Below are 26,013 nucleotides of genomic sequence, written 5' to 3' on the forward strand. Positions count from 1 at the left end.
GGCGTGAACGCCTAATCCGACCTACGGTTTGCTTCTGGCAATAATGATATTACGCCTTCGAATCCCGTAACTTCCGACTCAACCAAATCCCGTGATGCGGTCGCTGCCGCCAGGCCATCGCTGAAATGGTGTGCATTGTATTCAGATGGCCAATAACGCGTTGTAAATGCTGCTCCAGCGTGCCAGACGCGCCTTCGTGTGGCAGCATCTCTGGCGAGTCTATGATATTGGCGTCACCAGAACTCCCCGGTTCATCATATTCCAGCCGCTGCTGACAGCGTTGAATAGCGATTTCACAAGACTGCAAATACTCCTGCGCCAGTTCCGGCGGCAATGTCCGGTGCTCCCGCGCCAGCGTGGTCATGGCATTAATATGCTCAACAATAAACTGACTATGCGTAACCCACAGTTTCATATCTGCCAGATAATGGCTGTTAAACGCCGGTTCCTGCATCGCCTGGTTCAATGAGTTATACAAGGTGTTATGCGCCTGATTAACCCGCATTCGTTGCCAGGCTAGTGGCGTAGGTTGCGGATCTTTACTGAGGATCAGACGAATGGCCTCCTGGTAAGTTTCTAAGGCATCATGGGCGTTCTTGCGCAATAAGCCGCTCTGCCACTGCGGCCACAGCCAAACTGTGCCGCCGAAGGCAATCAGACAACCGATGATAGTATCGATTAGACGGGGGATGATGTACTGCTCGCCATTCAGCCATAACAGTTGCAGGGTATATACAGCGGTAATGGTAAAACCGACCGTCGCCCAGCCGTAGTTTTTGCGCAATATCAGGTAACTGGCGAGCGTGGTGAAAAGCATCAGCGTCAGGGTGTAACCTTCAGGGATTTTAAAGTGCAGTGCAACACCAGCAATAATTAATCCAACCACGGTTCCGACAGAACGATTCACAATTCGCAGACGAGTCGCGCCATAACCATTTTGCGTCACCAGCAATACCGTCATTAGTATCCAATAGGATTTCGGCAGATGCAGCGCGGTGCCCATCAGGCTGGCAACGCTTAACATCACACTCAGTCGTCCTGCATTACGCAGTGCTGGCGATTTCAGGGAAAGATAGCTTTTCAGCGCCGGGAGTAACGGCATTCGGCGCTGTTTATCGGCCAGTAAGTCACGGGTATAGAGTGGTTTTTGCGTTCGCAGCACGCGGGCGATGCGGCTGAAATGCCAGTAGCAGAATTGCCCTACAGGGTTATCCGGATGCTGGCGGGCGATTTTTTCCAGTGCGCCAATTTGCTTATCCATCGTAAAACGCGTCGGCAGGCGATGGTAAAGAATGTCATCAGCCAGCACGCGCAGGCGAGTGGCGACGGTTTGCGCATTCCAGCGGATAACCTCCTCCGCATGGCTACGCTCGACCAGCTTTTGCACCTCTTCTGGCTGATGCAAACTGACCGAGATGTGTTCCTGTAAATCCAGCGCCTCCTGGAAAATGCGCAGCATCCGCTTGTAATCGGTATTATTTTGCGCGGAAAGCATATGCATTTGCTGATAGCACTGGGTAATTAAATCGACCGCTTTTTGCTGGCGTTCCAGCAGCGGTGGCAACGCTTTCTCAGGATCGGTGTGCTGGGTAAGCAGGCTGTATTTGGCTTCGCAATAATCTGCCAGTTCACGGTACAGCAGGCTAAGTGACTCGCGTAGCGGTTGTTCGCGCCAGAGCCAGAACCAAAACCAGTTAAACAGCCCATACCAGAGTGTACCCAACGCATAGATGAGCAACGGTTCCCAGACGGGCATGTATCCCGCCAGACTTAAGGTAAAAATAGCTGCCAGCAGCGATGCGGGAAGTAATTTTGCGTGTAATGGCCCTAACTCGGCAGTAACGCCAAGTATCAACGTTAACCCTGTCAGCAGAAATGGCAGGGGGATATCTTTTTCCAGCAGCAGTTGTGTTAGCAAGCTGCACGTGGCAAACAGCGACGCACCAATAATTAAACGTTTGAAAAAGCGTTTATGGGGCGTATCAAGCCCCGCAATATTGCAACAGGCGGGGACGAGGGAAAAGAGCAGCCCAAGCCTTAATTCGCCAAGCAATAGACCAACGGCCACGGGCAAACATAGCACCAGCGTTTGTCGTAGTGCATAGTTGATATCAGGATGGTAAATCAGTCTGCGCCACATCGGGTTAAACAAAATGGCGCGCTACTCAGTAACGCGCCACTCCGACGGGATTAACGAGTGCCGTAAACGACGATGGTTTTACCGTGTGCGGAGATCAGGTTCTGATCTTCCAGCATCTTCAGAATGCGCCCCACGGTTTCACGAGAACAGCCGACAATCTGACCGATTTCCTGACGGGTAATTTTGATTTGCATACCGTCCGGGTGAGTCATGGCATCCGGTTGTTTTGCCAGGTTCAGCAGAGTCTGTGCAATGCGGCCTGTTACATCGAGGAATGCCAGGTTGCCCACTTTCTCTGAAGTGACTTGCAGGCGACGTGCCATCTGTGCGGAGAGACGCATCAGAATATCCGGGTTTACCTGAATTAATTGGCGGAATTTTTTGTAGGAAATTTCAGCCACTTCACAGGCGGTTTTCGCACGTACCCATGCGCTACGTTCCTGGCCTTCTTCAAACAGGCCCAGTTCGCCAATGAAATCACCCTGATTCAGATAAGAGAGGATCATTTCTTTACCCTCCTCGTCTTTGATCAGCACTGCCACAGAGCCTTTAACGATGTAGTACAGCGTTTCCGCTTTTTCACCCTGGTGAATAAGCGTGCTCTTGGATGGGTACTTATGAATGTGGCAATGAGACAAGAACCATTCGAGAGTCGGGTCTGTTTGCGGTTTGCCAAGCACCATGCGCGGTTATCCTCTGTTATAAGCTTTCTCCAGAGCCAGAAAACGCCGCTGTCTCTGGATTGCCGAAATGTGCTTCCCGCTACCTGGGAAGGGGCTATCAACTGAACTGCACGGTAATGTGACGTCCTTTACATACATGCAGTACATCAATGTATTACTGTAGCATCCTGACTGTTTTAGCATAGCTTTCGCGTTGTGTCTCCTGGTGTCTCGCTTCAGCATGACCCAGGTCGCCTTCCGTTGCGCGATTTGGTCAGTACGCGTACTCTGTCAGGAAAATTGACGCAATGGAGTTTCGATTATGCAAGCGCGTGTGAAGTGGGTCGAAGGGTTAACCTTTCTGGGCGAATCCGCCTCTGGTCACCAGATTTTAATGGACGGCAACTCAGGCGATAAAGCGCCAAGTCCGATGGAAATGGTGTTGATGGCGGCGGGTGGTTGCAGCGCCATTGATGTGGTTTCTATCCTGCAAAAAGGGCGTCAGGATGTGGTCGATTGTGAAGTAAAATTGACCTCTGAACGCCGCGAAGAGGCACCACGCCTGTTTACGCACATTAATCTGCATTTTATCGTCACCGGTCGCGACCTGAAGGATGCAGCGGTTGCGCGTGCGGTTGATCTCTCAGCCGAGAAGTATTGCTCAGTCGCGTTGATGCTGGAAAAAGCGGTAAATATTACTCACTCGTATGAAGTGGTTGCCGCGTGATTTAACTATCCCGTTGTGAAGCCGGAGAGTATTTTATCCGGCTTAATAGCAGAGTTACTCGATTTTCTTCCCTTCCATCAGTCGTTGCACCAGCGGCAGCATAATTAACTCCATTGCCAGACCCATTTTGCCGCCCGGCACCACTAATGTATTGATGTGGGAAATGAACGAGCCTTGCAGCATCGCCAACAGCCAGGGGAAATCGATTCCTTCCAGATTTCGAAAATGGATTACCACAAAGCTTTCATCCAGCGATGGGATGCCTTTTGCGGCGAAGGGGTTTGAGGTGTCAACGGTGGGGACGCGCTGGAAGTTAATGTGGGTGCGAGAAAACTGCGGTGTGATGTAGTTGATATAGTCTTCCATTGAGCGAACTACCGAGTCCATCACCGCTTCTCGCGAGTGCCCGCGCTCGCTGGTGTCGCGGATGAGTTTTTGAATCCACTCCAGGTTAACGATAGGCACTACACCAACCAGTAAATCCACATGCTGCGCGACGTTATGTTGTGGTGTGACCACGCCGCCGTGCAAACCTTCATAAAACAGCACATCGGTGGGTTCTGGCAGCGCCTGCCACGGGGTAAACGTACCTGGCACCTGATTCCACGGTACGGCTTCGTCGTAGGTATGCAGATATTTGCGAGATTTCCCTTTGCCGCTCAGGCCGTATTCAATGAAGGTTTGTTCCAGCAGGCCGAAGTCGTTAGCTTCGGGGCCGAAGTAACTGATATGCCGCCCGGCGTCGCGCGCTTTGCGGATCGCCATGTCCATTTCCGGGCGGGTGTAACGGTGAAAACTGTCGCCTTCTACCTCGGCTGAGCGCAGATTTAACTGCGCGAAGATTTTTCGAAACGCGAGGCTGGTAGTGGTGGTTCCCGCGCCGCTGGATCCTGTTACCGCAATGACCGGATGTTTGGCAGACATAGTAACTCCATGACTTAGCTATCATTATTATCTCGTCCGCCGACGGTTGCAGGTTATTCGCGAAACTGACTGCGCGGCATGATATTGACCGTTTCGTGCAGCTCCGACCATACCAGCACCGCTTCTCCGCACTGTAGCTGGCGTTTGACGTCGGCGACTTTCTGTTCAAGTGTACGCTCATGTTCACCATAATCGGTGCCTTCGCGTAACACAAAGCTTTCAATTAAATTTTCCAGCGTTTCGGGGGAGAGGTCTTGCCACGGAATCAACATGATTTCGCCTCCAGATACGTTGATAACCAGTCAGGAATGCGTGACTCCAGCCACATTTGCGGATGAAGTAATGTACCGCCAATAAAGCCAACATGACCGCCATGTTCCGTCAGTTGATACTCCACTTGCGGTGGGAGATTTTCCGGTTTCGGGATCACCTGATGATCCATAAACGGATCGTCTTTGGCGTGAATAATCAGCGTGGGTTTGGCGATCCGATTGAGCATCGGCATGGCGCTACACTGACGATAATAGTCGATAGCGTCGACGTAGCCGTGAATTTTGGCGGTGATTAGATCGTCAAATTCGCGGATGCGGCGTACCGATTTCAACTGTGCGAGATTAATCGGCAGCGTTCCGGGGTAGGCCGCCAGTTTGCGCGCAGCATTGGCTTTTAACAAGTTCAGCAAGTAACGCTGATAAACGCGGGAGAAGCCTTTATCCATGTGATAACTACAGGCTTCCAGCATAAACGGTGCAGAGACAATCGCCGCCGCATCAATCGGGAGGTCATTGCCTTCTTTGGCCAGCAAACAGGCCAGCATATTACCGCCGAGCGAATAGCCGACGGCAGCCGTTGGCGCATGACCAAATTCGCGTTGCAGCCAGCGTAAAAACCAACTGGCATCTTCGGTTTCGCCCGAATGGTAAATGCGGTGCATCCGGTTTGGTTCACCGCTGCACCCGCGAAAATGCATCACCACGCCCAGCCAGCCGCGCTTTTGCGCTGCCTCAACCAGACCATGTGCATAAGGACTATTGAGGCTGCCTTCGAGACCGTGGAAGACCACCAGACGCGGTTTATGCTTCGCTTGTGTGGGGTCTTCACTCCACGCGAGATCGACAAAGTCTCCGTCGGGCAACTCCAGCCGCTGCCAGTGCGGGATGAATTTCACCTGACGACGAAACAGACGCGGCAGCATGGTTTGGAGATGACAATTGCTGAAACCGCGCATAGGGGTGAATTCAGCACTGCTGCTGAATACATTGGCCTCGGTCGTCGTTATCTGCGCCATCAGTTGCTTTGGCCTTCCAGCAGCATCTGTTCCAGTTGCTCCTGGGCTTCCAGCCACGCCATTTCGCACTCTTCCAGCCCGGATTTGGCGCTGGCTTGTTGTTGCAGGCAGGCGGTCAGTTCTGCTTTACGGCTCTGGTCATACAGCTCGCTGTCGCCAAGTTTCTCTTCCGCCTGCGCCAGTTGCGCGTTCAGCTTCTCCATCTCTTTTTCCAGACGGGCGATCTCTTTACGCAGCGGCTGGGTTTGCGCACGCAACTCTGCTTCCCGACGCTTCTGATCTTTACGTGCCTGGGCGCTGTTCGCGTTCTCTTTTGGCGCTTCGTCGGCCTGGTTTTCCTGCTTTTGTACGTCGCTTAACCACTGTTGATAATCTTCCAGATCGCCGTCGAACGGTTCGACTTTACGATCGTGAACCAGATAGAGATCGTCAGTGGTGGAACGCAGCAAATGACGGTCGTGCGAGACGACAACCAGCGCGCCTTCAAACTCGATCAATGCTTCGGTGAGTGCCTGGCGCATGTCGAGGTCAAGGTGGTTGGTCGGTTCGTCGAGCAGCAGCAGATTCGGGCGCTGCCAGACAATTAAAGCCAGCACCAGGCGCGCTTTTTCGCCACCGGAGAAGCGGCGCGTTTCTTCCGTCACTTTATCGCCCTGGAAACCAAAACCGCCGAGATAGTCACGCAGTTTTTGCTCCAGTTCCTGCGGTGCTAAACGCGCCAGATGCTGAATAGGCGATTCGTCAGCGCGCAGGTATTCCAGTTGATGCTGGGCGAAGTAGCCGAGTTTGATCCCTTTCGCCAGGCCAATTTCTCCGCTGACTGGCGCAAGTTCACCGGCTAACAGTTTGATTAATGTCGATTTACCCGCGCCGTTTCGGCCTAACAGACCAATGCGCGAACCCGGCACCAGATTCAGTTTTATCGAGTCGAGAATAATGCGATCGCCATAGCCCGCACTGACTTTTTCCATCTTCAACAACGGATTAGGCAGGCTTTCCGGCGCGCGGAAGCTAAAGCGGAACGGGTTATCGACGTGCGCGGGGGCAATCAGCTCCATGCGCTCAAGCATCTTAATGCGGCTCTGTGCCTGCTTCGCTTTAGTGGCTTTGGCACGGAAACGGTCGATATAGCTTTGCAGATGCGCTACACGTTCTTGTTGGCTTTCGTACATTGCCTGTTGCTGCGCCAGGCGGGTGGCGCGCTGCACTTCAAACGAGCTGTAGTTACCTGTGTACTCGAACATGCTTTGCTGTTCGATATGAATAATTTTATCGACGATCGGATCGAGGAAGTCGCGGTCGTGAGAGATCAGGATCAGCGTGCCCTGATAGCTCTTCAACCATTTTTCCAGCCAGATAACGGCATCAAGATCGAGGTGGTTAGTCGGTTCGTCGAGCAGCAGCAAGTCTGAACGGCAAATCAGCGCCTGGGCGAGGTTAAGACGCATACGCCAGCCACCGGAGAAATCACTCACCGGGCGCTCCAGTTGTTCGTTGCTGAAACCGAGGCCGTGCAGCAGGCTGGCGGCGCGGGAGCGAATACTCCACGCGTCGATAGCATCCAGCTTGCCATGAATGGTGGCGATGGCGTGCCCGTCGTTACGTTCGTTGGCGTCGTGCAGCTGCGCTTCCAGTTGGCGATATTCGCGGTCGCCATCAATGACATATTCCAGCGCAGGTTGCGGTAGCGCCGGCGTTTCCTGATTCACCCACGCCAGTTGCCAGCTTCCCGGAAAGGTGTAGCTGCCGCCGTCGGCGCTGATTTCATTTTTCAGCAATGCCAGCAGGGTAGATTTACCGCAGCCGTTTTTACCCACCAGGCCGACTTTCTGCCCAGGGTTGATGGTGGCGGTGGCATTATCCAGCAGGACGCGCACGCCGCGACGAATTTGTAACGAGGAGAAAACAATCATAAGGCGCCGTATGTTCAGACTATGTTAACTTATCATTATGATAATGTAATGTATGGGCGAGCTGCCGCACCGGGCGCAATGGTAGCCCAAAACAGCGACTATACACAAAAACCATACCGGGAGGGGGATGATGTCTCAGCCAGCGAAAGTTTTGCTGCTGTATGCCCATCCGGAATCTCAGGACTCGGTGGCAAACCGGGTACTGCTTAAACCGGCCACGCAGCTCAGCAATGTTACCGTGCACGACCTTTACGCGCACTATCCCGATTTTTTTATTGATATCCCCCGTGAGCAGGCATTACTGCGCGAGCACGAGGTGATTGTCTTTCAGCATCCTCTTTATACCTATAGCTGCCCGGCGCTACTGAAAGAGTGGCTGGACCGGGTATTAAGCCGTGGTTTTGCCAGCGGGCCGGGGGGAAACCAACTGGCGGGAAAGTACTGGCGTAGCGTGATCACCACTGGCGAGCCGGAAAGTGCTTACCGTTATGACGCGTTGAATCGCTACCCGATGAGCGATGTTCTGCGCCCCTTTGAACTGGCGGCGGGCATGTGCCGGATGCATTGGTTAAGCCCCATTATTATTTACTGGGCGAGACGGCAAAGCGCACAGGAGCTGGCGAGTCACGCCAGAGCCTACGGCGACTGGCTGGCAAATCCACTGCCCCCAGGAGGCCGCTGATGGAAGGTTCCGATTTTTTACTCGCGGGAGTGCTGTTTCTCTTCGCGGCGGTGGCTGCGGTGCCGCTGGCATCGCGGCTGGGTATTGGCGCTGTGTTGGGATATTTGCTGGCAGGGATTGCGATTGGCCCATGGGGGCTTGGGTTTATTAGCGACGTCGATGAGATCCTCCACTTTTCGGAACTCGGCGTGGTGTTCCTGATGTTTATCATTGGGCTGGAGTTGAATCCCTCCAAGCTTTGGCAATTGCGACGCTCGATTTTTGGCGTAGGCGCGGCACAAGTACTGTTAAGCGCGGCGTTGCTGGCGGGATTATTGATGCTGACGGATTTCGCCTGGCAGGCGGCGGTGGTGGGTGGCATTGGCCTTGCGATGTCCTCAACCGCAATGGCACTGCAACTGATGCGTGAGAAAGGGATGAATCGCAGCGAATCCGGCCAGTTAGGTTTCTCGGTACTGCTGTTTCAGGATCTGGCGGTGATCCCGGCACTGGCGTTAGTGCCGTTGTTGGCGGGGTCGGCAGACGAACATTTCGACTGGATGAAGATCGGCATGAAGGTGCTGGCGTTTGTCGGCATGCTGATTGGCGGGCGCTATTTACTGCGTCCGGTATTCCGTTTTATTGCAGCTTCTGGCGTGCGGGAAGTGTTCACCGCCGCGACGCTGCTGCTGGTGCTGGGTTCCGCATTGTTTATGGATGCGCTGGGGCTGTCGATGGCGCTCGGTACGTTTATTGCGGGCGTGCTGCTGGCGGAAAGTGAATATCGCCATGAACTGGAAACGGCTATCGATCCGTTTAAAGGCTTACTGCTCGGGCTATTTTTTATCTCCGTCGGGATGTCGCTAAACCTCGGGGTGCTTTATACCCATCTGTTGTGGGTAGTGATAAGCGTGGTCGTGCTGGTGGCGGTGAAAATTCTTGTGCTGTATCTGTTAGCGCGCCTGTATGGCGTGCGCAGTTCTGAGCGGATGCAGTTTGCTGGCGTGCTGAGCCAGGGCGGTGAATTTGCCTTTGTGCTCTTTTCTACCGCTTCTTCACAACGCTTATTCCAGGGCGACCAGATGGCGCTGTTACTGGTGACGGTCACGCTTTCCATGATGACCACGCCGCTGCTGATGAAGCTGGTGGATAAATGGCTATCCCGCCAGTTTAACGGAACGGAAGAAGAGGATGAAAAACCGTGGGTCAACGATGATAAACCGCAGGTCATTGTCGTGGGCTTTGGGCGTTTTGGTCAGGTGATTGGTCGTTTACTGATGGCGAATAAAATGCGCATTACCGTGCTGGAGCGGGACATCAGCGCCGTGAACCTGATGCGCAAATATGGCTACAAAGTTTATTACGGCGACGCTACGCAGGTAGATCTTTTACGTTCTGCGGGTGCAGAGGCCGCTGAGTCTATCGTCATTACCTGTAACGAGCCGGAAGACACCATGAAGCTGGTGGAAATATGCCAGCAGCACTTCCCGCATTTGCATATTCTTGCGCGAGCGCGCGGACGTGTCGAAGCACATGAGTTATTACAAGCAGGGGTGACACAGTTTTCCCGTGAAACATTCTCCAGTGCGTTAGAGCTGGGGCGCAAGACGCTGGTCACGCTTGGCATGCATCCGCATCAGGCACAGCGGGCGCAGCTGCATTTTCGTCGCCTGGATATGCGAATGCTGCGGGAACTTATCCCGATGCACGCTGATACCGTACAAATTTCTCGCGCCAGGGAAGCCCGACGCGAACTGGAAGAGATTTTCCAGCGTGAAATGCAACAAGAACGACGCCAAATGGATGGCTGGGATGAATTTGAGTAGAGGGTGAAGATGGCAATCCGAAAACGTTTTATTGCTGGCGCGAAATGTCCAGCCTGTCAGGCGCAGGATTCAATGGCGATGTGGCGCGAAAATAATATTGATATTGTTGAATGTGTTAAGTGTGGGCATCAGATGCGTGAAGCCGATAAAGAAGCCCGCGATCACGTTCGCAAAGATGAGCAAGTGATTGGGATTTTTCATCCGGACTAGCGATATGCGCCGAGTTTTTTTAAGCTAGTGAGTACACGGCAGCAGAATTCCGATACAATCTGCGCCACTATTCTTCCCATGCTCAGGAGATATCATGAAAGTAGCAAAAGACCTGGTGGTCAGCCTGGCCTATCAGGTACGTACAGAAGACGGTGTGTTGGTTGATGAGTCTCCGGTGAGTGCGCCGCTGGACTACCTGCATGGTCACGGTTCCCTGATCTCTGGCCTGGAAACGGCGCTGGAAGGTCATGAAGTTGGCGACAAATTTGATGTAGCTGTTGGCGCGAACGACGCTTACGGCCAGTACGACGAAAACCTGGTGCAGCGCGTTCCTAAAGACGTATTTATGGGCGTTGATGAACTGCAGGTAGGTATGCGTTTCCTGGCTGAAACCGACCAGGGCCCGGTGCCGGTTGAGATCACTGCGGTTGAAGACGATCACGTCGTGGTTGATGGTAACCACATGCTGGCGGGTCAGAACCTGAAATTCAACGTTGAAGTTGTGGCGATTCGCGAAGCGACTGAAGAAGAACTGGCTCATGGTCACGTTCATGGCGCGCACGATCATCACCACGATCACGACGGTTGCTGCGGCGGTCATGGTCACGATCACGGTCATGAACACGGTGGCGAAGGCTGCTGTGGTGGTAAAGGTAACGGCGGTTGCGGTTGCCACTAATACCGTAACGGTATCAAAAAAGCGGGAATTACCCGCTTTTTTTTCGCCTCAGTAATGTGGCGGTGGCGTTTCTTCAGCCTGCGACGCGATGTTCGACGGCTGGCTGGCTTTTAACTTCTCAGTAAGCAGACGCAGATGATCGCGCAGTTTTGCCATCTCCATTTCATGAGCGGTCACCGTGACGTTCAGTTCTTCAATGGTGATTTCCTGAAAAGCCAGTCGGCTCTCCAGCTCTGCCAGGCGTGCTTCCATCGATAAATCCTGCATGGTTCACCTCTTTGGTCGAATGATCGCTGCGGATTCTACTTAACTTTGCTGCCAGAGACAGCACTCATTTCGCGACATCGAAACTAATTTAAACAAAAAGAGTCTGAAAATAGATGATAATAGGGCGTGTCTGTATGTAGATTTATCCGACAACGCTTTATAGTACCCTTCTGATAATAGTTAACCCAGGGGTGAGATGCCCCGAGCCTGGAGATATGGATGAAATCACTGTTTAAAGTAACGCTGCTGGCGACCACAATGGCCGTTGCCCTGCATACACCAATTACTTTTGCTGCCGAAGCGGCGAAACCTGCCACAACTGCTGACAGCAAAGCAGCGTTCAAAAATGACGATCAGAAATCAGCTTACGCACTGGGTGCTTCGCTGGGTCGTTACATGGAAAATTCTCTGCAAGAACAAGAAAAGTTGGGCATTAAGCTGGATAAAGATCAGCTGATCGCCGGTGTCCAGGATGCGTTTGCCGATAAGAGCAAACTTTCCGATCAAGAGATCGAACAGACTCTGCAAGCATTCGAAGCTCGCGTGAAGTCTTCTGCTCAGGCGAAGATGGAAAAAGACGCGGCTGATAACGAAGCTAAAGGCAAAGAGTACCGCGAGAAATTTGCTAAAGAGAAAGGTGTGAAAACCTCTTCGACTGGCCTGGTTTATCAGGTAGTAGAAGCCGGTAAAGGCGAAGCACCGAAAGACAGCGATACTGTTGTAGTGAACTACAAGGGTACGCTGATCGACGGTAAAGAGTTCGATAACTCTTACACCCGTGGTGAACCGCTCTCTTTCCGTCTGGACGGCGTTATCCCAGGCTGGACCGAAGGCCTGAAGAACATCAAGAAAGGTGGCAAGATCAAATTGGTTATTCCACCAGAGTTGGCTTACGGTAAAGCGGGTGTTCCGGGGATCCCACCAAACTCTACTCTGGTATTTGACGTAGAGTTGCTGGATGTGAAACCAGCGCCGAAGGCTGATGCGAAGCCAGAAGCCGATGCGAAAGCCGCAGATTCTGCTAAAAAATAAGCATTAAGAACCGCCGCCTGACCAGGCGGCGGTTTTTTTTATTACAGGCCGGATATAATTAGTGCTGGAAAGCGGAACCTCCGCTGTATTAATTTAGTTACCCGCATCATTAATGAGCCTGCCCTGAAAAGTTAACGACAGGCTCCTGAAAAGGAGTGTTTTTTTTCATGTCCAGGTCGCTTTTAACCAATGAAACCAGTGAGTTGGATTTACTGGATCAACGTCCTTTCGACCAGACCGATTTTGATATTCTGAAATCCTACGAAGCGGTGGTGGACGGGTTAGCGATGCTCATTGGCTCCCACTGTGAAATCGTTTTGCACTCTTTGCAGGATTTAAAATGTTCAGCCATTCGTATTGCCAACGGTGAACATACAGGCCGGAAGATTGGTTCGCCGATTACCGATCTGGCGCTGCGTATGCTGCACGATATGACGGGGGCGGATAGCAGCGTTTCTAAATGCTATTTTACTCGCGCCAAAAGCGGTGTATTAATGAAGTCCCTGACTATCGCCATTCGTAACCGCGAACAGCGTGTAATTGGTCTGCTGTGCATCAATATGAATCTTGATGTTCCCTTCTCGCAGATCATGAGTACCTTTGTGCCGCCAGAAACCCCGGATGTCGGTTCAAGCGTCAACTTTGCCTCTTCTGTTGAAGATCTGGTTACCCAAACGCTGGAGTTCACCATCGAAGAAGTGAATGCCGATCGCAATGTTGCCAATAACGCCAAAAATCGTCAGATCGTGCTGAATCTCTACGAGAAAGGGATCTTCGATATTAAAGACGCGATCAACCAGGTTGCAGATCGTCTGAACATCTCCAAGCACACTGTTTATCTCTATATCCGTCAGTTCAAGAGCGGTGATTTCCAGGGGCAAGAGAAGTAATGCGTTTTGCCATCGTGGTAACCGGGCCAGCATACGGTACGCAACAGGCGAGTAGTGCTTTTCAGTTTGCGCAGGCGCTGATAGCAGAAGGCCATGAGTTAAGCAGCGTCTTTTTCTATCGTGAAGGGGTCTATAACGCTAACCAATTGACCTCACCGGCAAGCGATGAATTTGACCTTGTGCGTGGCTGGCAACAACTGAATACACAACATGGTGTGGCGCTGAACATTTGCGTGGCGGCAGCATTACGTCGCGGTATCGTCGATGAAACTGAAGCTGGAAGACTCGGTCTGGCATCTGTAAATCTCCAGCCGGGCTTTACCTTAAGTGGTCTTGGCGCTCTGGCTGAAGCCTCGCTGACTTGCGACAGGGTGGTACAGTTCTGATGAAACGAATTGCGTTTGTTTTTTCTACTGCACCTCATGGTACAGCTGCTGGCCGTGAAGGATTAGATGCTTTATTGGCGACTTCCGCATTAACTGACGAGCTCGCCGTCTTCTTTATTGCCGATGGCGTTTTTCAGCTTCTGCCTGGGCAAAAGCCCGATGCGGTGCTGGCGCGTGATTATATCGCAACCTTTAAACTGCTGGGGCTGTATGATATTGAACAGTGCTGGGTTTGTGCGGCTTCACTACGTGAACGTGGGTTAGATCCGCAGACACCCTTTGTTGTCGACGTCACTCCGCTCGAAGCAGAAGCATTACGTCGGGAACTCGGCAACTACGATGTTATTTTGAGATTTTGAGGCTTACATGCTGCATACATTACATCGCTCACCCTGGCTGACGGATTTTCCTGCGCTGCTGCGTCTGCTCAGCGAGGGGGATGAACTGCTGTTATTGCAGGATGGCGTAACTGCCGCAGCTGATGGTAACCGCTACCTTGAAAGTTTGCGTAATGCCCCCATTAAGGTCTATGCCCTGAACGAAGACCTCATCGCTCGTGGTTTGGTTGGTCGAATTTCGAACGATATCACTCCCATTGACTATACTGATTTCGTCAGACTTACGGTTAAGCACACCAGCCAGGTCGCCTGGTAACGGTGGGATCGTTGTATATTTCTTGACACCTTTTCGGCATCGCCCTAAAATTCGGCGTCCTCATATTGTGTGAGGACGTTTTATTACGTGTTTACGAAGCAAAAGCTAAAACCAGGAGCTATTTAATGGCAACAGTTAACCAGCTGGTACGCAAACCACGTGCTCGCAAAGTTGCGAAAAGCAACGTGCCTGCGCTGGAAGCATGCCCGCAAAAACGTGGCGTATGTACTCGTGTATATACTACCACTCCTAAAAAACCGAACTCCGCACTGCGTAAAGTATGCCGTGTTCGTCTGACTAACGGTTTCGAAGTGACTTCCTACATCGGTGGTGAAGGTCACAACCTGCAGGAGCACTCCGTGATCCTGATCCGTGGCGGTCGTGTTAAAGACCTCCCGGGTGTTCGTTACCACACCGTACGTGGTGCGCTTGACTGCTCCGGCGTTAAAGACCGTAAGCAGGCTCGTTCCAAGTATGGCGTGAAGCGTCCTAAGGCTTAATGGTTCTCCGTTAAGTAAGGCCAAACGTTTTAACTTAAATGTCAAACTAAACTCGTAGAGTTTTGGACAATCCTGAATTAACAACGGAGTATTTCCATGCCACGTCGTCGCGTCATTGGTCAGCGTAAAATTCTGCCGGATCCGAAGTTCGGATCAGAACTGCTGGCTAAATTTGTAAATATCCTGATGGTAGATGGTAAAAAATCTACTGCCGAATCTATCGTATACAGCGCGCTGGAGACCCTGGCTCAGCGTTCTGGTAAATCTGAACTGGAAGCATTCGAAGTAGCTCTCGAAAACGTGCGCCCGACTGTCGAAGTTAAGTCTCGCCGCGTTGGTGGTTCTACTTATCAGGTACCAGTTGAAGTCCGTCCGGTTCGTCGTAATGCTCTGGCAATGCGTTGGATCGTTGAAGCTGCTCGTAAACGCGGTGATAAATCCATGGCTCTGCGCCTGGCGAACGAACTTTCCGATGCTGCAGAAAACAAAGGTACTGCAGTTAAGAAACGTGAAGACGTTCACCGTATGGCCGAAGCCAACAAGGCGTTCGCACACTACCGTTGGTAATCCCTTCGGAGTTTTAGTCACCAGGCGGGCGCTTCCAGTAAGCAGCCCGCTTTGGGCTACTTAAATTGAACGCCTAAAAGATAAACGAGGAAACAAATGGCTCGTACAACACCCATCGCACGCTACCGTAACATCGGTATCAGTGCGCACATCGACGCCGGTAAAACCACTACTACCGAACGTATTCTGTTCTACACCGGTGTAAACCATAAAATCGGTGAAGTTCATGACGGCGCTGCAACCATGGACTGGATGGAGCAGGAGCAGGAACGTGGTATTACCATCACTTCCGCTGCGACTACTGCATTCTGGTCTGGTATGGCTAAGCAGTATGAGCCGCATCGCATCAACATCATCGACACCCCGGGGCACGTTGACTTCACAATCGAAGTAGAACGTTCCATGCGTGTTCTCGATGGTGCGGTAATGGTTTACTGCGCAGTTGGTGGTGTTCAGCCGCAGTCTGAAACCGTATGGCGTCAGGCAAACAAATATAAAGTTCCGCGCATTGCGTTCGTTAACAAAATGGACCGCATGGGTGCGAACTTCCTGAAAGTTGTTAACCAGATCAAAACCCGTCTGGGCGCGAACCCGGTTCCGCTGCAGCTGGCGATTGGTGCTGAAGAACATTTCACCGGTGTTGTTGACCTGGTGAAAATGAAAGCTATCAACTGGAACGACGCTGACCAGGGCGTAACCTTCGAATACGAAGATATCCCGGCAGACATGGTTGAACTGGCTAACGAATGGCACCAGAACCTGATCGAATCCGCAGCTGAAGCTTCTGAAGAGCTGATGGAAAAATACCTGGGTGGTGAAGAACTGACTGAAGCAGAAATCAAAGGTGCTCTGCGTCAGCGCGTTCTGAACAACGAAATCATCCTGGTAACCTGTGGTTCTGCGTTCAAGAACAAAGGTGTTCAGGCGATGCTGGATGCGGTAATTGATTACCTGCCATCCCCGGTTGACGTACCTGCGATCAACGGTATCCTGGACGACGGTAAAGACACTCCGGCTGAGCGTCACGCAAGTGATGACGAGCCGTTCTCTGCACTGGCGTTCAAAATCGCTACCGACCCGTTTGTTGGTAACCTGACCTTCTTCCGTGTGTACTCCGGTGTGGTTAACTCTGGTGATACCGTACTGAACTCCGTGAAAGCTGCACGTGAACGTTTCGGTCGTATCGTTCAGATGCACGCTAACAAACGTGAAGAGATCAAAGAAGTTCGCGCGGGCGACATCGCTGCTGCAATCGGTCTGAAAGACGTAACCACTGGTGACACCCTGTGTGACCCGGATGCGCCGATCATTCTGGAACGTATGGAATTCCCTGAGCCGGTAATCTCCATCGCAGTTGAACCGAAAACCAAAGCTGACCAGGAAAAAATGGGTCTGGCTCTGGGCCGTCTGGCTAAAGAAGACCCGTCTTTCCGTGTATGGACTGACGAAGAATCTAACCAGACCATTATCGCGGGTATGGGCGAGCTGCACCTCGACATCATCGTTGACCGTATGAAGCGTGAATTCAACGTTGAAGCGAACGTAGGTAAACCGCAGGTTGCTTACCGTGAAACTATCCGCCAGAAAGTTACCGATGTTGAAGGTAAACACGCGAAACAGTCTGGTGGTCGTGGTCAGTATGGTCATGTTGTTATCGACATGTACCCGCTGGAGCCGGGTTCTAACCCGAAAGGCTACGAGTTCATCAACGACATTAAAGGTGGTGTAATCCCTGGCGAATACATCCCGGCCGTTGATAAAGGTATCCAGGAACAGCTGAAAGCAGGTCCGCTGGCAGGCTACCCGGTAGTAGACATGGGTATTCGTCTGCACTTCGGTTCTTACCATGACGTTGACTCCTCTGAACTGGCGTTTAAACTGGCTGCTTCTATCGCCTTTAAAGAAGGCTTTAAGAAAGCGAAACCAGTTCTGCTTGAGCCGATCATGAAGGTTGAAGTAGAAACTCCGGAAGAGAACACCGGTGACGTTATCGGTGACTTGAGCCGTCGTCGTGGTATGCTCAAAGGTCAGGAATCTGAAGTTACTGGCGTTAAGATCCACGCTGAAGTACCGCTGTCTGAAATGTTCGGATATGCAACTCAGCTGCGTTCTCTGACCAAAGGTCGCGCATCATACACTATGGAATTCCTGAAGTATGATGAAGCGCCGAGTAACGTTGCTCAGGCCGTAATTGAAGCCCGTGGTAAATAAGCCTCAGGGTTAATACCAAAGTCCCGTGCTCTCTCCTGAAGGGGAGAGCACTATAGTAAGGAATATAGCCGTGTCTAAAGAAAAATTTGAACGTACAAAACCGCACGTTAACGTTGGTACTATCGGCCACGTTGACCACGGTAAAACTACTCTGACCGCTGCAATCACCACCGTACTGGCTAAAACCTACGGCGGTGCTGCTCGTGCATTCGACCAGATCGATAACGCGCCGGAAGAAAAAGCTCGTGGTATCACCATCAACACTTCTCACGTTGAATATGACACCCCGACCCGTCACTACGCACACGTAGACTGCCCGGGGCACGCCGACTATGTTAAAAACATGATCACCGGTGCTGCTCAGATGGACGGCGCGATCCTGGTAGTTGCTGCGACTGACGGCCCGATGCCGCAGACTCGTGAGCACATCCTGCTGGGTCGTCAGGTAGGCGTTCCGTACATCATCGTGTTCCTGAACAAATGTGACATGGTTGATGACGAAGAGCTGCTGGAACTGGTTGAAATGGAAGTTCGTGAACTTCTGTCTCAGTACGACTTCCCGGGCGACGACACTCCGATCGTTCGTGGTTCTGCTCTGAAAGCGCTGGAAGGCGACGCAGAGTGGGAAGCGAAAATCCTGGAACTGGCTGGCTTCCTGGATTCTTACATTCCGGAACCAGAGCGTGCGATTGACAAGCCGTTCCTGCTGCCGATCGAAGACGTATTCTCCATCTCCGGTCGTGGTACTGTTGTTACCGGTCGTGTAGAACGCGGTATCATCAAAGTTGGTGAAGAAGTTGAAATCGTTGGTATCAAAGAGACTCAGAAGTCTACCTGTACTGGCGTTGAAATGTTCCGCAAACTGCTGGACGAAGGCCGTGCTGGTGAGAACGTAGGTGTTCTGCTGCGTGGTATCAAACGTGAAGAAATCGAACGTGGTCAGGTACTGGCTAAGCCGGGCACCATCAAGCCGCACACCAAGTTCGAATCTGAAGTGTATATTCTGTCCAAAGATGAAGGCGGCCGTCATACTCCGTTCTTCAAAGGCTACCGTCCGCAGTTCTACTTCCGTACTACTGACGTGACTGGTACTATCGAACTGCCGGAAGGCGTAGAGATGGTAATGCCGGGCGACAACATCAAAATGGTTGTTACCCTGATCCACCCGATCGCGATGGACGACGGTCTGCGTTTCGCAATCCGTGAAGGCGGCCGTACCGTTGGCGCGGGCGTTGTAGCTAAAGTTCTGAGCTAATTACTCGTTAATTAGTTTTGAATTGAAAAGGGCGCTTCGGCGCCCTTTTTGCATATGAAAGCTGGGACGCGAATATTCGTAATTTTATCTGTGCTAAATATCTAATTCATAAATATTACTAGATACACATATTTTTAATGCGAATATATTAAATTTAATAAAACTTTATTTATTCAGGCTTTTTTCTGATTTTTATTTCTTTGTTTTATTCTATGTTGAAGCGTTCCATTAAAAAGTAAATAATTTCATTGAAGGACTTAATGTCTTGAAGTATTTTTTAATACGTCAAAAGGGATAATAATGAAATTAAATACATTTACCAAATCAATGATTGGTATGGGGTTGATTTGCTCCTCTTTACCAGCATTTGCTTTGGAAGCATGGAATAACCAACAAGGTGGAAGTAAATATCAGGTTATTTTCGATGGTAAGGTTTATGAAAATGCCTGGTGGGTTTCTTCTACAAATTGCCCCGGTAAAGCGAAAGCAAATGATGCAACTAACCCGTGGCGTTTAAAGCGTACGGCAACGGCTGCTGAAATTAGCCAGTTTGGCAATACGCTTTCCTGCGAAAAGAGCAGTAGCTCATCTTCTTCAACTTCAAATACGCCTGCATCCAATACGCCAACTAATGGTGGTTCAACTACACCAGCACAAGGTACTGTTCCATCAAATTCATCTGTAGTTGCCTGGAATAAACAGCAGGGCGGTCAGACCTGGTATGTCGTCTTTAATGGCGCGGTATATAAAAATGCCTGGTGGGTAGCCTCTTCTAACTGTCCGGGCGATGCGAAAGAAAACGACGCCAGCAATCCATGGCGTTATGTCCGTGCCGCTACGGCAACGGAAATCACGCAAACCAGTAATCCACAGTCCTGTACTTCAGCACCACAGCCTGCACCGGACGTTAAACCGGCTCCTGATGTTCAGCCAGCCCCAGCTGATAAGTCAAACGACAACTATGCTGTCGTAGCCTGGAAAGGTCAGGAAGGTTCTTCTACATGGTACGTTATCTACAACGGCGGCATTTATAAGAACGCCTGGTGGGTAGGCGCGGCAAATTGCCCAGGCGATGCGAAAGAAAACGACGCCAGCAATCCATGGCGCTATGTTCGTGCGGCAACGGCAACAGAAATCACTCAGTATGGCAATCCAGGCTCCTGCTCTGTTAAGCCGGACAATGGTGGTGCTGTGACTCCGGTTGATCCGGCGCCGGTAACACCAGATACTCCGGTTACCCCAACTCCGGATAACAACGAGCCATCAACACCAGCGGATAGCAGTAACGATTACTCATTACAGGCATGGAGTGGTCAGGAAGGTAGCGAAATTTACCATGTTATCTTCAATGGTAATGTTTATCAGAATGCCTGGTGGGTTGGTTCTAAAGATTGCCCGCGTGGCACCAGCGCTGAGAACTCCAATAACCCATGGCGTCTCGTGCGTACAGCTACCGCTGCGGAAATGAGTCAGTACGGTAACCCGACTACCTGTGAAATTGATAACGGCGGCGTTATCGTTGCAGATGGCTTCCAGGCCAGTAAAGCGTACAGTGCGAACAGCATTGTAGATTATAACGATGCGCATTATAAAACGTCAGTGGATCAGGACGCGTGGGGCTTTGTTCCTGGCGGCGATAACCCGTGGAAGAAATACGAATCGGCAAAAGCGTGGTCTGCATCGACAGTCTACGTGAAAGGCGATCGTGTGGTGGTTGATGGTCAGGCATATGAAGCCTTGTTCTGGACACAAAATGATAACCCTGCGCTGGTTGCGAACCAGAACGCCACCGGTAGCAATAGCCGCCCGTGGAAGCCATTGGGTAAAGCACAGAGCTATAGCAGCGACGAGCTGAAAAATGCGCCAGAGTTTAATCCAGCGACGCTTTATGCCAGCGATACGCTGATTCGCTTCAATGGCGTGAACTATATTTCTCAAAGTAAAGTGCAGAAGGTTTCACCATCTGACAGCAACCCGTGGCGTGTCTTTGTTGACTGGACCGGAACCAAAGAGCGCGTAGGTACGCCGAAGAAAGCGTGGCCGAAACACGTATATGCACCGTATGTCGACTTTACGCTGAATACAATCCCGGATCTGGCTGCGCTGGCTAAGAATCATAACGTCAACCACTTCACGCTGGCGTTTGTGGTGAGTAAAGATGCGAACACCTGTCTGCCGACATGGGGTACTGCTTACGGTATGCAGAATTACGCTCAGTACAGCAAAATTAAAGCTCTGCGTGAAGCAGGCGGTGATGTGATGCTGTCTATCGGTGGTGCTAATAACGCTCCGCTGGCGGCTTCCTGTAAGAACGTTGACGATCTGATGCAGCATTATTATGACATCGTTGATAACCTGAATCTCAGAGTCCTGGACTTCGATATCGAAGGCACCTGGGTTGCGGATCAGGCATCTATTGAACGTCGTAACCTTGCCGTGAAGAAGGTGCAGGATAAATGGAAGTCAGAAGGCAAAGATATTGCTATCTGGTACACCTTGCCAATTCTGCCGACTGGCCTGACGCCGGAAGGGATGAACGTCCTGAGCGATGCCAAAGCGAAAGGTGTTGAGCTGGCGGGTGTGAACGTGATGACGATGGACTACGGTAACGCAATTTGTCAGTCTGCAAATACCGAAGGCCAGAACATCCACGGTAAGTGTGCAACGTCGGCGATTGCCAACCTGCATTCACAATTGAAAGGCCTCCATCCCAACAAGAGCGATGCAGAAATTGACGCCATGATGGGCACCACGCCGATGGTTGGCGTGAACGACGTTCAGGGTGAAGTTTTCTATCTCTCTGATGCTCGTCTGGTCATGCAGGATGCGCAAACTCGCAACCTCGGCATGGTAGGTATCTGGTCAATCGCGCGTGATCTGCCGGGCGGCACTAACCTGTCTCCGGAATTCCACGGTCTGACTAAAGAACAAGCTCCGAAGTACGCATTCAGTGCGATCTTCGCGCCGTTTACTAAGCAGTAAATTTGCTGGCGATAATTTCTGGTATTGCCGCATTTTTTGTCAATGGGCTACATTTTTGTAGCCCATTATTTTTATTCATATTTCTATTTTTTGATTAAAAAAGAGTCTTTTCGTAATTGAAATAAGAACTATTTTCATTTATTTTTGAAGAAAGTATACGGGAGTCTCTATGTACGTTTGTCTTTGTAATGGTATCAGTGATAAAAAAATTCGTCAGGCTGTGCGCCAGTTTTCTCCCCACTCGTTCCAGCAATTAAAAAAATTTATTCCGGTTGGAAACCAGTGCGGTAAATGTGTCAGAGCCGCACGTGAGGTGATGGAGGATGAATTAATGCAGCTGCCGGAGTTTAAGGAGTCCGCATAAAACGGAGTGTGTTTTTTGACTTACTCGTAAGCCGTTCTACGCTTCAAAGAGTGGAAGCGAAGGAGTCAAAAAATGAAAGGTGATACTAAAGTTATAAATTATCTCAACAAACTGTTGGGAAATGAGCTTGTCGCAATCAATCAGTACTTTCTCCATGCCCGGATGTTTAAAAACTGGGGGCTCAAACGTCTCAATGATGTGGAGTACCATGAATCCATTGATGAGATGAAACACGCCGATCGTTATATAGAGCGCATTCTTTTTCTGGAAGGTCTTCCAAATTTACAGGATCTGGGAAAACTAAACATTGGTGAAGATGTTGAGGAAATGCTGCGTTCTGATCTGGCACTTGAGCTGGATGGCGCGAAGAATTTACGCGAGGCAATTGGTTATGCCGATAGCGTTCATGATTACGTCAGCCGCGATATGATGATAGAAATTCTGCGTGATGAAGAAGGCCATATTGACTGGCTGGAAACGGAACTTGATTTGATTCAGAAAATGGGCCTGCAAAATTATTTGCAAGCACAGATTCGCGAAGAAGGCTAAGCCATGTCGGGAGGGACATTCCTCCCGGTTAATAAGAGATCCAGACCAGATACGTCAGGTTTATCATACTACCGAGCGCAAGCCACGGGCCGAATGCAATTGTGGTGATGGTCTGACGCTGCCACAGTTGTGATGCGATGGCGTAAAAAATGCCTCCCAGCGAGGCAATAAGTAATATCATTGGTAGCGTTTGCCAACCACACCACGCGCCTGCAGCGGCCAGTAGCTTGAAATCACCGTAACCTAATCCCTCTTTGTGGCATACAAACCACACCCCCCAGAAAACACACCACAGTACCCCATATCCAGCTACCGCGCCGTAAATCGCATCATGTAAATCAACTAATCCAGACTGCGCATTAAATAACAAGCCAAGCCAGAGCAGTGGCAAGGTGAGTTTGTCGGGCAGGAGCTGGGTACGAAAATCAATAACACTGAGCGTGAGTGCGAAGCAGAAGTAGAGAAAGAGTGCGCCAGTCACGATCGGCATGAAAGGTGCCAGGGCGCAGGCGATTGCCGCAACCACGCAAAGTGCCATAGGCAACGTGTCATGCCAGACATATTTTTTTTGCCTGAAATGAACCAAAACCTGGCGAAAAGTTAACGCCGTTTTATCCTCCAAAGGCGAGAGGTGATAGGCCACGGCATTCACCAGGTAACCAGCAATAAAGCCAGCCAGAATGAAGAGCGGCAGTAGCATTGTCATTATTGTTGCCCTCTGAAGGATAAATGCCTGAGGGTGATCTCTTCGTTTCCGGCAAGGGTAAATTGAAGATCCTCAATAACAATACCGTATGTTATCTGTGCCGTAGTCAGCCAGCGGGAGACGTTTTCGAGGGGGAATGTGGCAGGATGAATTGTCAGCGTATCGTCCGGGCCATTCTCTAGCGTAATAGCTAAATTCTCACGCTTTGCTTCCTCAAGAAGGATATTTTTGACCGATTGTCTGAGCGTGGGATGGTCAAGTAATCCATGTGCACTCGCCTGGTCTTGCATCCATTTAATATCCTTTTTAATTTTTTGTATGCGGGATTGATGATCCGCAATGTAGTTATCGATAGGTTTTATTACCGCAAGCCAGCAGAAAACGCAGAGCGAGAGAATCGCCAGCCCTATAATAATTTGTTTTTCCGATGGGGATTTTTCAGTCCACCATAATTTAATCATTTCCCTGTACTCCTTACTGTCCATACACCACTGACCGGATCTTTTTCTGTTTTTTCCATCGGAAGCCAGGACTGTGTTAACTCACAGAAACGATCAATATTGCCTTCGTTTTTCGAACTTATTTTCAAAATCAGTGATTTTTGCTTCTGACTGTAATTGGCTTCCATTAATTGCAGTTCAGGATGTTCCAGTAAGAGTGTTTGCAAATGATGGAGCAATGGCACCGCTTCAGGATATTGCTGGGCGAGTTGCTGCTTGAAGTAAAAACGAAAGTTGTGCGTTCGTTTGATCTGCGGGAAATATTGTTGCCAGGTTTCCTGCTGTTGTTGCTGAAGCTGGTCTTCAATCCCAAGCGTCTGCCAGAGAACGATTCCCCGACTACCAGCAAAAGAGAGAATGGCAAAAATGAGACTGCTTACTGCCAGCCTGGCGAGCCATTTTCCCGATCTGCTGACAGTTTTCTGTTTGCGAAAAACACCATGCAGCATGTCGTAGTGCTGGAGAGAATGATTGGCAGAATAAAAACGTAATGCTGGAGATTCTGCATGTTGGATAAGCGAATCGACCAGCACGATATCTGGAGCCGCAGTGCCAAAACAGATGACATTTTCAGGAGAAAACTGGGTGGCAAGATGCTGTAACCAGCGTTCATCAAGCTCGTTGAAGGCATGTGCAGCACTGCGAATCAGCCAGCTCGTTTGCTGGTTAACCAGAGTCCAGGAGCCTTCTTTCCAGGGAAGGTAACAACCATCTGGCAAAACCCGCGTCACGTTTAGTCCGGCAGTGTGTAAACGGTCAAGATAACGACTGAGTTTTTCCGACTGGATACCTATCACTTCCACTCGGTCATTTTGTTTATCAACAACCGTCCAGTGCCAGTTTTGGCTGGCGTCGGGTAACGTCTCCTCCGCCAGCCACTGTAATGTTTGCGCGGTGAGTTTGTATTTGGCGTTGGGCAACGTGAGTGAACGATATAAAAGACCTTCCGGTGGGATCAGAAGATGAACATTTCCTGCACCGGGCTGATCGGCCAGCGACTCCAGCGGAAGATCGTCTGTGAGCGTATGTACTGAAGATACGCTATCTGCGGAGTATGTCATCCACTCCCATTGCTTACGTAGCGTCGAGGAAGAACGTATTACCATCAACGATTCAGGCATCACGATCCTTATGATTAATAGAGTTGCAGCGTACGCCGATAGATTTGGGCGCTCTGCTGTTTACGGTTGAAGAAAATATGGCTCTGCCATCCCTGGGATTGCTCGTCGCTGATACTTTCCGTATTCAGCGTAAAATAGCGGCTATAGGGAAAGAGATGTTCTTTCACCTGAGAAACCAAGGGCTTCACGCCGGAGAAATCCTGCTGTGCCCAGTAGAGAAATGCATCTGTGGTTAACCAGCCTTCCTTTGGTCGCTTTTGTAATAAGACCTGTGCGTCCGCGTCCGTGATATTGTTGAGAAATAATGCTCTTAATAACGGGATATCATTCTCAGTTAACATATTAAGATTAATATTGAGTTCAGTGGTTGGGAGGACGCAGACATAAGGAATAATTCGCTGATAGGCGTTCTCGGTTATTCCTTTTATCTGACGGAGTTCACCAGTCAGAAAAAGCATCTGATTGGCGCTATGGCGAGGTGGCATCTGGCTTTGGTAAAAGTTGTCTTCTGCGCCGTGAAAGCGTGGCGAATCATCAGCGTCGATATAGTCGGCGATAGATTGCATGATCTCATCGGTGTTTGCGCGATCGATTCCCGCGTTGATCAGCAAAGCGCCGAAAACCTGCGCGGGGAAATCCGGGATTGCCAGTGGATCGTCGGAGACTTTTGCCAGGGCATTGAGATTGAAACAGTGCTGAGCATCGTGTAGCTGCCACTTCACCGTATTGCCATTGTCCAGCTGTATCTGTTGTGGCTGCGCCCAGTACTGCTGCAACGTGGTCTGTCTGTCGTTATCTTTAACATCCTGAGTGAGGCTGGCAAGAGCGAGTTTCTCCGCCAGTTCAATATCATATTGTCGTTGTAAGTGATGGTTTACCTGGCGAGTTCGCTGAAGCTGGTTGTGAAAACTCAGTGTCATATCCGCAGCCAGAGCGGACATGAGCGCCAGTAACATGAGTACGATGAGCAGCGCGACGCCACGTTGTTCAATATTCATG

At 50.6% G+C, this 26,013-nt stretch carries 28 protein-coding genes; 17 read left to right on the forward strand and 11 right to left on the reverse strand.

Annotated elements, in window-relative coordinates; genetic code table 11:
- Positions 1-49: 49 nt before the first annotated feature.
- Entirely contained in the window at positions 50-2,140 is a 2,091-nt protein-coding gene (locus tag RGV86_RS14665) for a YccS/YhfK family putative transporter (protein ID WP_123056747.1), read from the reverse strand.
- Positions 2,141-2,190: 50 nt separating this feature from the next.
- Positions 2,191-2,823 (reverse strand): cAMP-activated global transcriptional regulator CRP, encoded by a 633-nt coding sequence (crp, locus tag RGV86_RS14670; RefSeq protein ID WP_000242755.1) that lies wholly within the window; start codon positions 2,821-2,823, stop codon positions 2,191-2,193.
- A gap of 301 nt (positions 2,824-3,124) precedes the next feature.
- Here crp and RGV86_RS14675 point away from each other — a divergent pair, with 301 nt between their 5' ends.
- Positions 3,125-3,529: an OsmC family protein gene (locus tag RGV86_RS14675; RefSeq protein ID WP_001148908.1), complete on the forward strand. Its 405-nt coding sequence runs from the start codon at positions 3,125-3,127 to the stop codon at positions 3,527-3,529.
- 54 nt (positions 3,530-3,583) lie between these two features.
- On the opposite strand, the gene RGV86_RS14680 is transcribed toward RGV86_RS14675, so the two are convergent.
- From RGV86_RS14680 to RGV86_RS14695, 4 genes are read right to left on the reverse strand one after another with little or no spacing between them, the layout of a single operon-like run.
- Complete coding sequence (locus tag RGV86_RS14680; RefSeq protein ID WP_001274699.1) at positions 3,584-4,453, reverse strand: phosphoribulokinase; 870 nt, start codon at positions 4,451-4,453, stop codon at positions 3,584-3,586.
- Positions 4,454-4,506: 53 nt separating this feature from the next.
- The gene (locus RGV86_RS14685) at positions 4,507-4,725 is read right to left on the reverse strand and encodes a YheU family protein (RefSeq protein WP_000907085.1); all 219 of its coding nucleotides are present in this window, start codon (positions 4,723-4,725) and stop codon (positions 4,507-4,509) included.
- Positions 4,719-5,741: a hydrolase gene (locus RGV86_RS14690; protein ID WP_085461320.1), complete on the reverse strand. Its 1,023-nt coding sequence runs from the start codon at positions 5,739-5,741 to the stop codon at positions 4,719-4,721. Before RGV86_RS14690 ends, RGV86_RS14685 begins: the two co-directional genes overlap by 7 nt.
- A complete protein-coding gene (locus tag RGV86_RS14695) occupies positions 5,741-7,654 on the reverse strand; it encodes an ABC transporter ATP-binding protein (protein ID WP_085461319.1) in 1,914 nt (637 codons plus the stop codon). The genes RGV86_RS14690 and RGV86_RS14695 overlap by 1 nt, the downstream gene beginning before the upstream one ends.
- Before the next feature lie 130 nt (positions 7,655-7,784).
- Between RGV86_RS14695 and kefG the strand changes: the two genes are divergently transcribed.
- The 4 genes from kefG to slyD all read left to right on the forward strand — a co-directional run bounded on the left by kefG (position 7,785) and on the right by slyD (position 11,030).
- Positions 7,785-8,336, forward strand: a complete 552-nt coding sequence (kefG, locus tag RGV86_RS14700) for a glutathione-regulated potassium-efflux system ancillary protein KefG (RefSeq protein WP_001411441.1) — start codon at positions 7,785-7,787, stop codon at positions 8,334-8,336.
- Positions 8,336-10,141, forward strand: coding sequence for a glutathione-regulated potassium-efflux system protein KefB (gene kefB, locus RGV86_RS14705; RefSeq protein WP_085461318.1), 1,806 nt, complete (start codon positions 8,336-8,338; stop codon positions 10,139-10,141). The genes kefG and kefB overlap by 1 nt, the downstream gene beginning before the upstream one ends.
- A 9-nt stretch (positions 10,142-10,150) precedes the next feature.
- The gene (locus RGV86_RS14710; protein ID WP_001007730.1) at positions 10,151-10,351 is read left to right on the forward strand and encodes a YheV family putative zinc ribbon protein; all 201 of its coding nucleotides are present in this window, start codon (positions 10,151-10,153) and stop codon (positions 10,349-10,351) included.
- Between the two features lie 94 nt (positions 10,352-10,445).
- Complete coding sequence (slyD, locus tag RGV86_RS14715; protein ID WP_000861331.1) at positions 10,446-11,030, forward strand: peptidylprolyl isomerase; 585 nt, start codon at positions 10,446-10,448, stop codon at positions 11,028-11,030.
- A 48-nt stretch (positions 11,031-11,078) separates the two neighbouring features.
- Here the strand turns inward: slyD and RGV86_RS14720 are convergent, their stop codons facing one another.
- Positions 11,079-11,297, reverse strand: coding sequence for a protein SlyX (locus tag RGV86_RS14720; RefSeq protein WP_001153620.1), 219 nt, complete (start codon positions 11,295-11,297; stop codon positions 11,079-11,081).
- Positions 11,298-11,516: 219 nt separating this feature from the next.
- Here RGV86_RS14720 and fkpA point away from each other — a divergent pair, with 219 nt between their 5' ends.
- The 12 genes from fkpA (at position 11,517) to bfr (ending at position 22,687) form a co-directional block, all read left to right on the forward strand.
- A complete protein-coding gene (gene fkpA, locus RGV86_RS14725; RefSeq protein ID WP_000838278.1) occupies positions 11,517-12,329 on the forward strand; it encodes an FKBP-type peptidyl-prolyl cis-trans isomerase in 813 nt (270 codons plus the stop codon).
- 167 nt (positions 12,330-12,496) lie between these two features.
- Entirely contained in the window at positions 12,497-13,219 is a 723-nt protein-coding gene (locus tag RGV86_RS14730; RefSeq protein ID WP_010348315.1) for a helix-turn-helix transcriptional regulator, read from the forward strand.
- Complete coding sequence (gene tusD / locus RGV86_RS14735; RefSeq protein ID WP_001209695.1) at positions 13,219-13,605, forward strand: sulfurtransferase complex subunit TusD; 387 nt, start codon at positions 13,219-13,221, stop codon at positions 13,603-13,605. The genes RGV86_RS14730 and tusD overlap by 1 nt, the downstream gene beginning before the upstream one ends.
- Complete coding sequence (gene tusC, locus RGV86_RS14740; RefSeq protein WP_032226629.1) at positions 13,605-13,964, forward strand: sulfurtransferase complex subunit TusC; 360 nt, start codon at positions 13,605-13,607, stop codon at positions 13,962-13,964. The genes tusD and tusC overlap by 1 nt, the downstream gene beginning before the upstream one ends.
- Positions 13,965-13,971: 7 nt before the next feature.
- Positions 13,972-14,259, forward strand: a complete 288-nt coding sequence (gene tusB, locus RGV86_RS14745; RefSeq protein WP_000903390.1) for a sulfurtransferase complex subunit TusB — start codon at positions 13,972-13,974, stop codon at positions 14,257-14,259.
- Positions 14,260-14,384: 125 nt separating this feature from the next.
- The gene (gene rpsL / locus RGV86_RS14750; protein ID WP_000246815.1) at positions 14,385-14,759 is read left to right on the forward strand and encodes a 30S ribosomal protein S12; all 375 of its coding nucleotides are present in this window, start codon (positions 14,385-14,387) and stop codon (positions 14,757-14,759) included.
- 96 nt (positions 14,760-14,855) lie between these two features.
- Entirely contained in the window at positions 14,856-15,326 is a 471-nt protein-coding gene (rpsG, locus tag RGV86_RS14755) for a 30S ribosomal protein S7 (protein ID WP_001138043.1), read from the forward strand.
- Between the two features lie 96 nt (positions 15,327-15,422).
- A complete protein-coding gene (gene fusA / locus RGV86_RS14760) occupies positions 15,423-17,537 on the forward strand; it encodes an elongation factor G (RefSeq protein WP_000124700.1) in 2,115 nt (704 codons plus the stop codon).
- Between the two features lie 70 nt (positions 17,538-17,607).
- On the forward strand, positions 17,608-18,792 hold the full coding sequence (gene tuf / locus RGV86_RS14765) for an elongation factor Tu (RefSeq protein WP_000031784.1): 1,185 nt from the start codon (positions 17,608-17,610) through the stop codon (positions 18,790-18,792).
- A 300-nt stretch (positions 18,793-19,092) separates the two neighbouring features.
- Positions 19,093-21,774, forward strand: a complete 2,682-nt coding sequence (chiA, locus tag RGV86_RS14770; RefSeq protein ID WP_309508486.1) for a bifunctional chitinase/lysozyme — start codon at positions 19,093-19,095, stop codon at positions 21,772-21,774.
- Between the two features lie 169 nt (positions 21,775-21,943).
- Positions 21,944-22,138 carry a bacterioferritin-associated ferredoxin gene (gene bfd / locus RGV86_RS14775; RefSeq protein ID WP_000289085.1) on the forward strand — a complete coding sequence of 65 codons (195 nt, stop codon included), beginning with the start codon at positions 21,944-21,946 and terminating at the stop codon, positions 22,136-22,138.
- 72 nt (positions 22,139-22,210) lie between these two features.
- Positions 22,211-22,687, forward strand: a complete 477-nt coding sequence (bfr, locus tag RGV86_RS14780) for a bacterioferritin (RefSeq protein ID WP_000675504.1) — start codon at positions 22,211-22,213, stop codon at positions 22,685-22,687.
- A 28-nt stretch (positions 22,688-22,715) separates the two neighbouring features.
- On the opposite strand, the gene RGV86_RS14785 is transcribed toward bfr, so the two are convergent.
- From RGV86_RS14785 to gspK, 4 genes are read right to left on the reverse strand one after another with little or no spacing between them, the layout of a single operon-like run.
- Positions 22,716-23,393: a prepilin peptidase gene (locus tag RGV86_RS14785; RefSeq protein WP_000178153.1), complete on the reverse strand. Its 678-nt coding sequence runs from the start codon at positions 23,391-23,393 to the stop codon at positions 22,716-22,718.
- Positions 23,393-23,854: a type II secretion system protein M gene (locus RGV86_RS14790; RefSeq protein WP_085461316.1), complete on the reverse strand. Its 462-nt coding sequence runs from the start codon at positions 23,852-23,854 to the stop codon at positions 23,393-23,395. Before RGV86_RS14790 ends, RGV86_RS14785 begins: the two co-directional genes overlap by 1 nt.
- Positions 23,851-25,014 (reverse strand): type II secretion system protein GspL, encoded by a 1,164-nt coding sequence (gspL, locus tag RGV86_RS14795; RefSeq protein WP_001115246.1) that lies wholly within the window; start codon positions 25,012-25,014, stop codon positions 23,851-23,853. The genes RGV86_RS14790 and gspL overlap by 4 nt, the downstream gene beginning before the upstream one ends.
- A 14-nt stretch (positions 25,015-25,028) precedes the next feature.
- Positions 25,029-26,012, reverse strand: a complete 984-nt coding sequence (gspK, locus tag RGV86_RS14800) for a type II secretion system minor pseudopilin GspK (RefSeq protein WP_001019676.1) — start codon at positions 26,010-26,012, stop codon at positions 25,029-25,031.
- Between the last annotated feature and the right edge of the window lies 1 nt (position 26,013).

The sequence above is a fragment of the Escherichia ruysiae genome (genome assembly GCF_031323975.1).
GTDB lineage: Bacteria > Pseudomonadota > Gammaproteobacteria > Enterobacterales > Enterobacteriaceae > Escherichia > Escherichia ruysiae.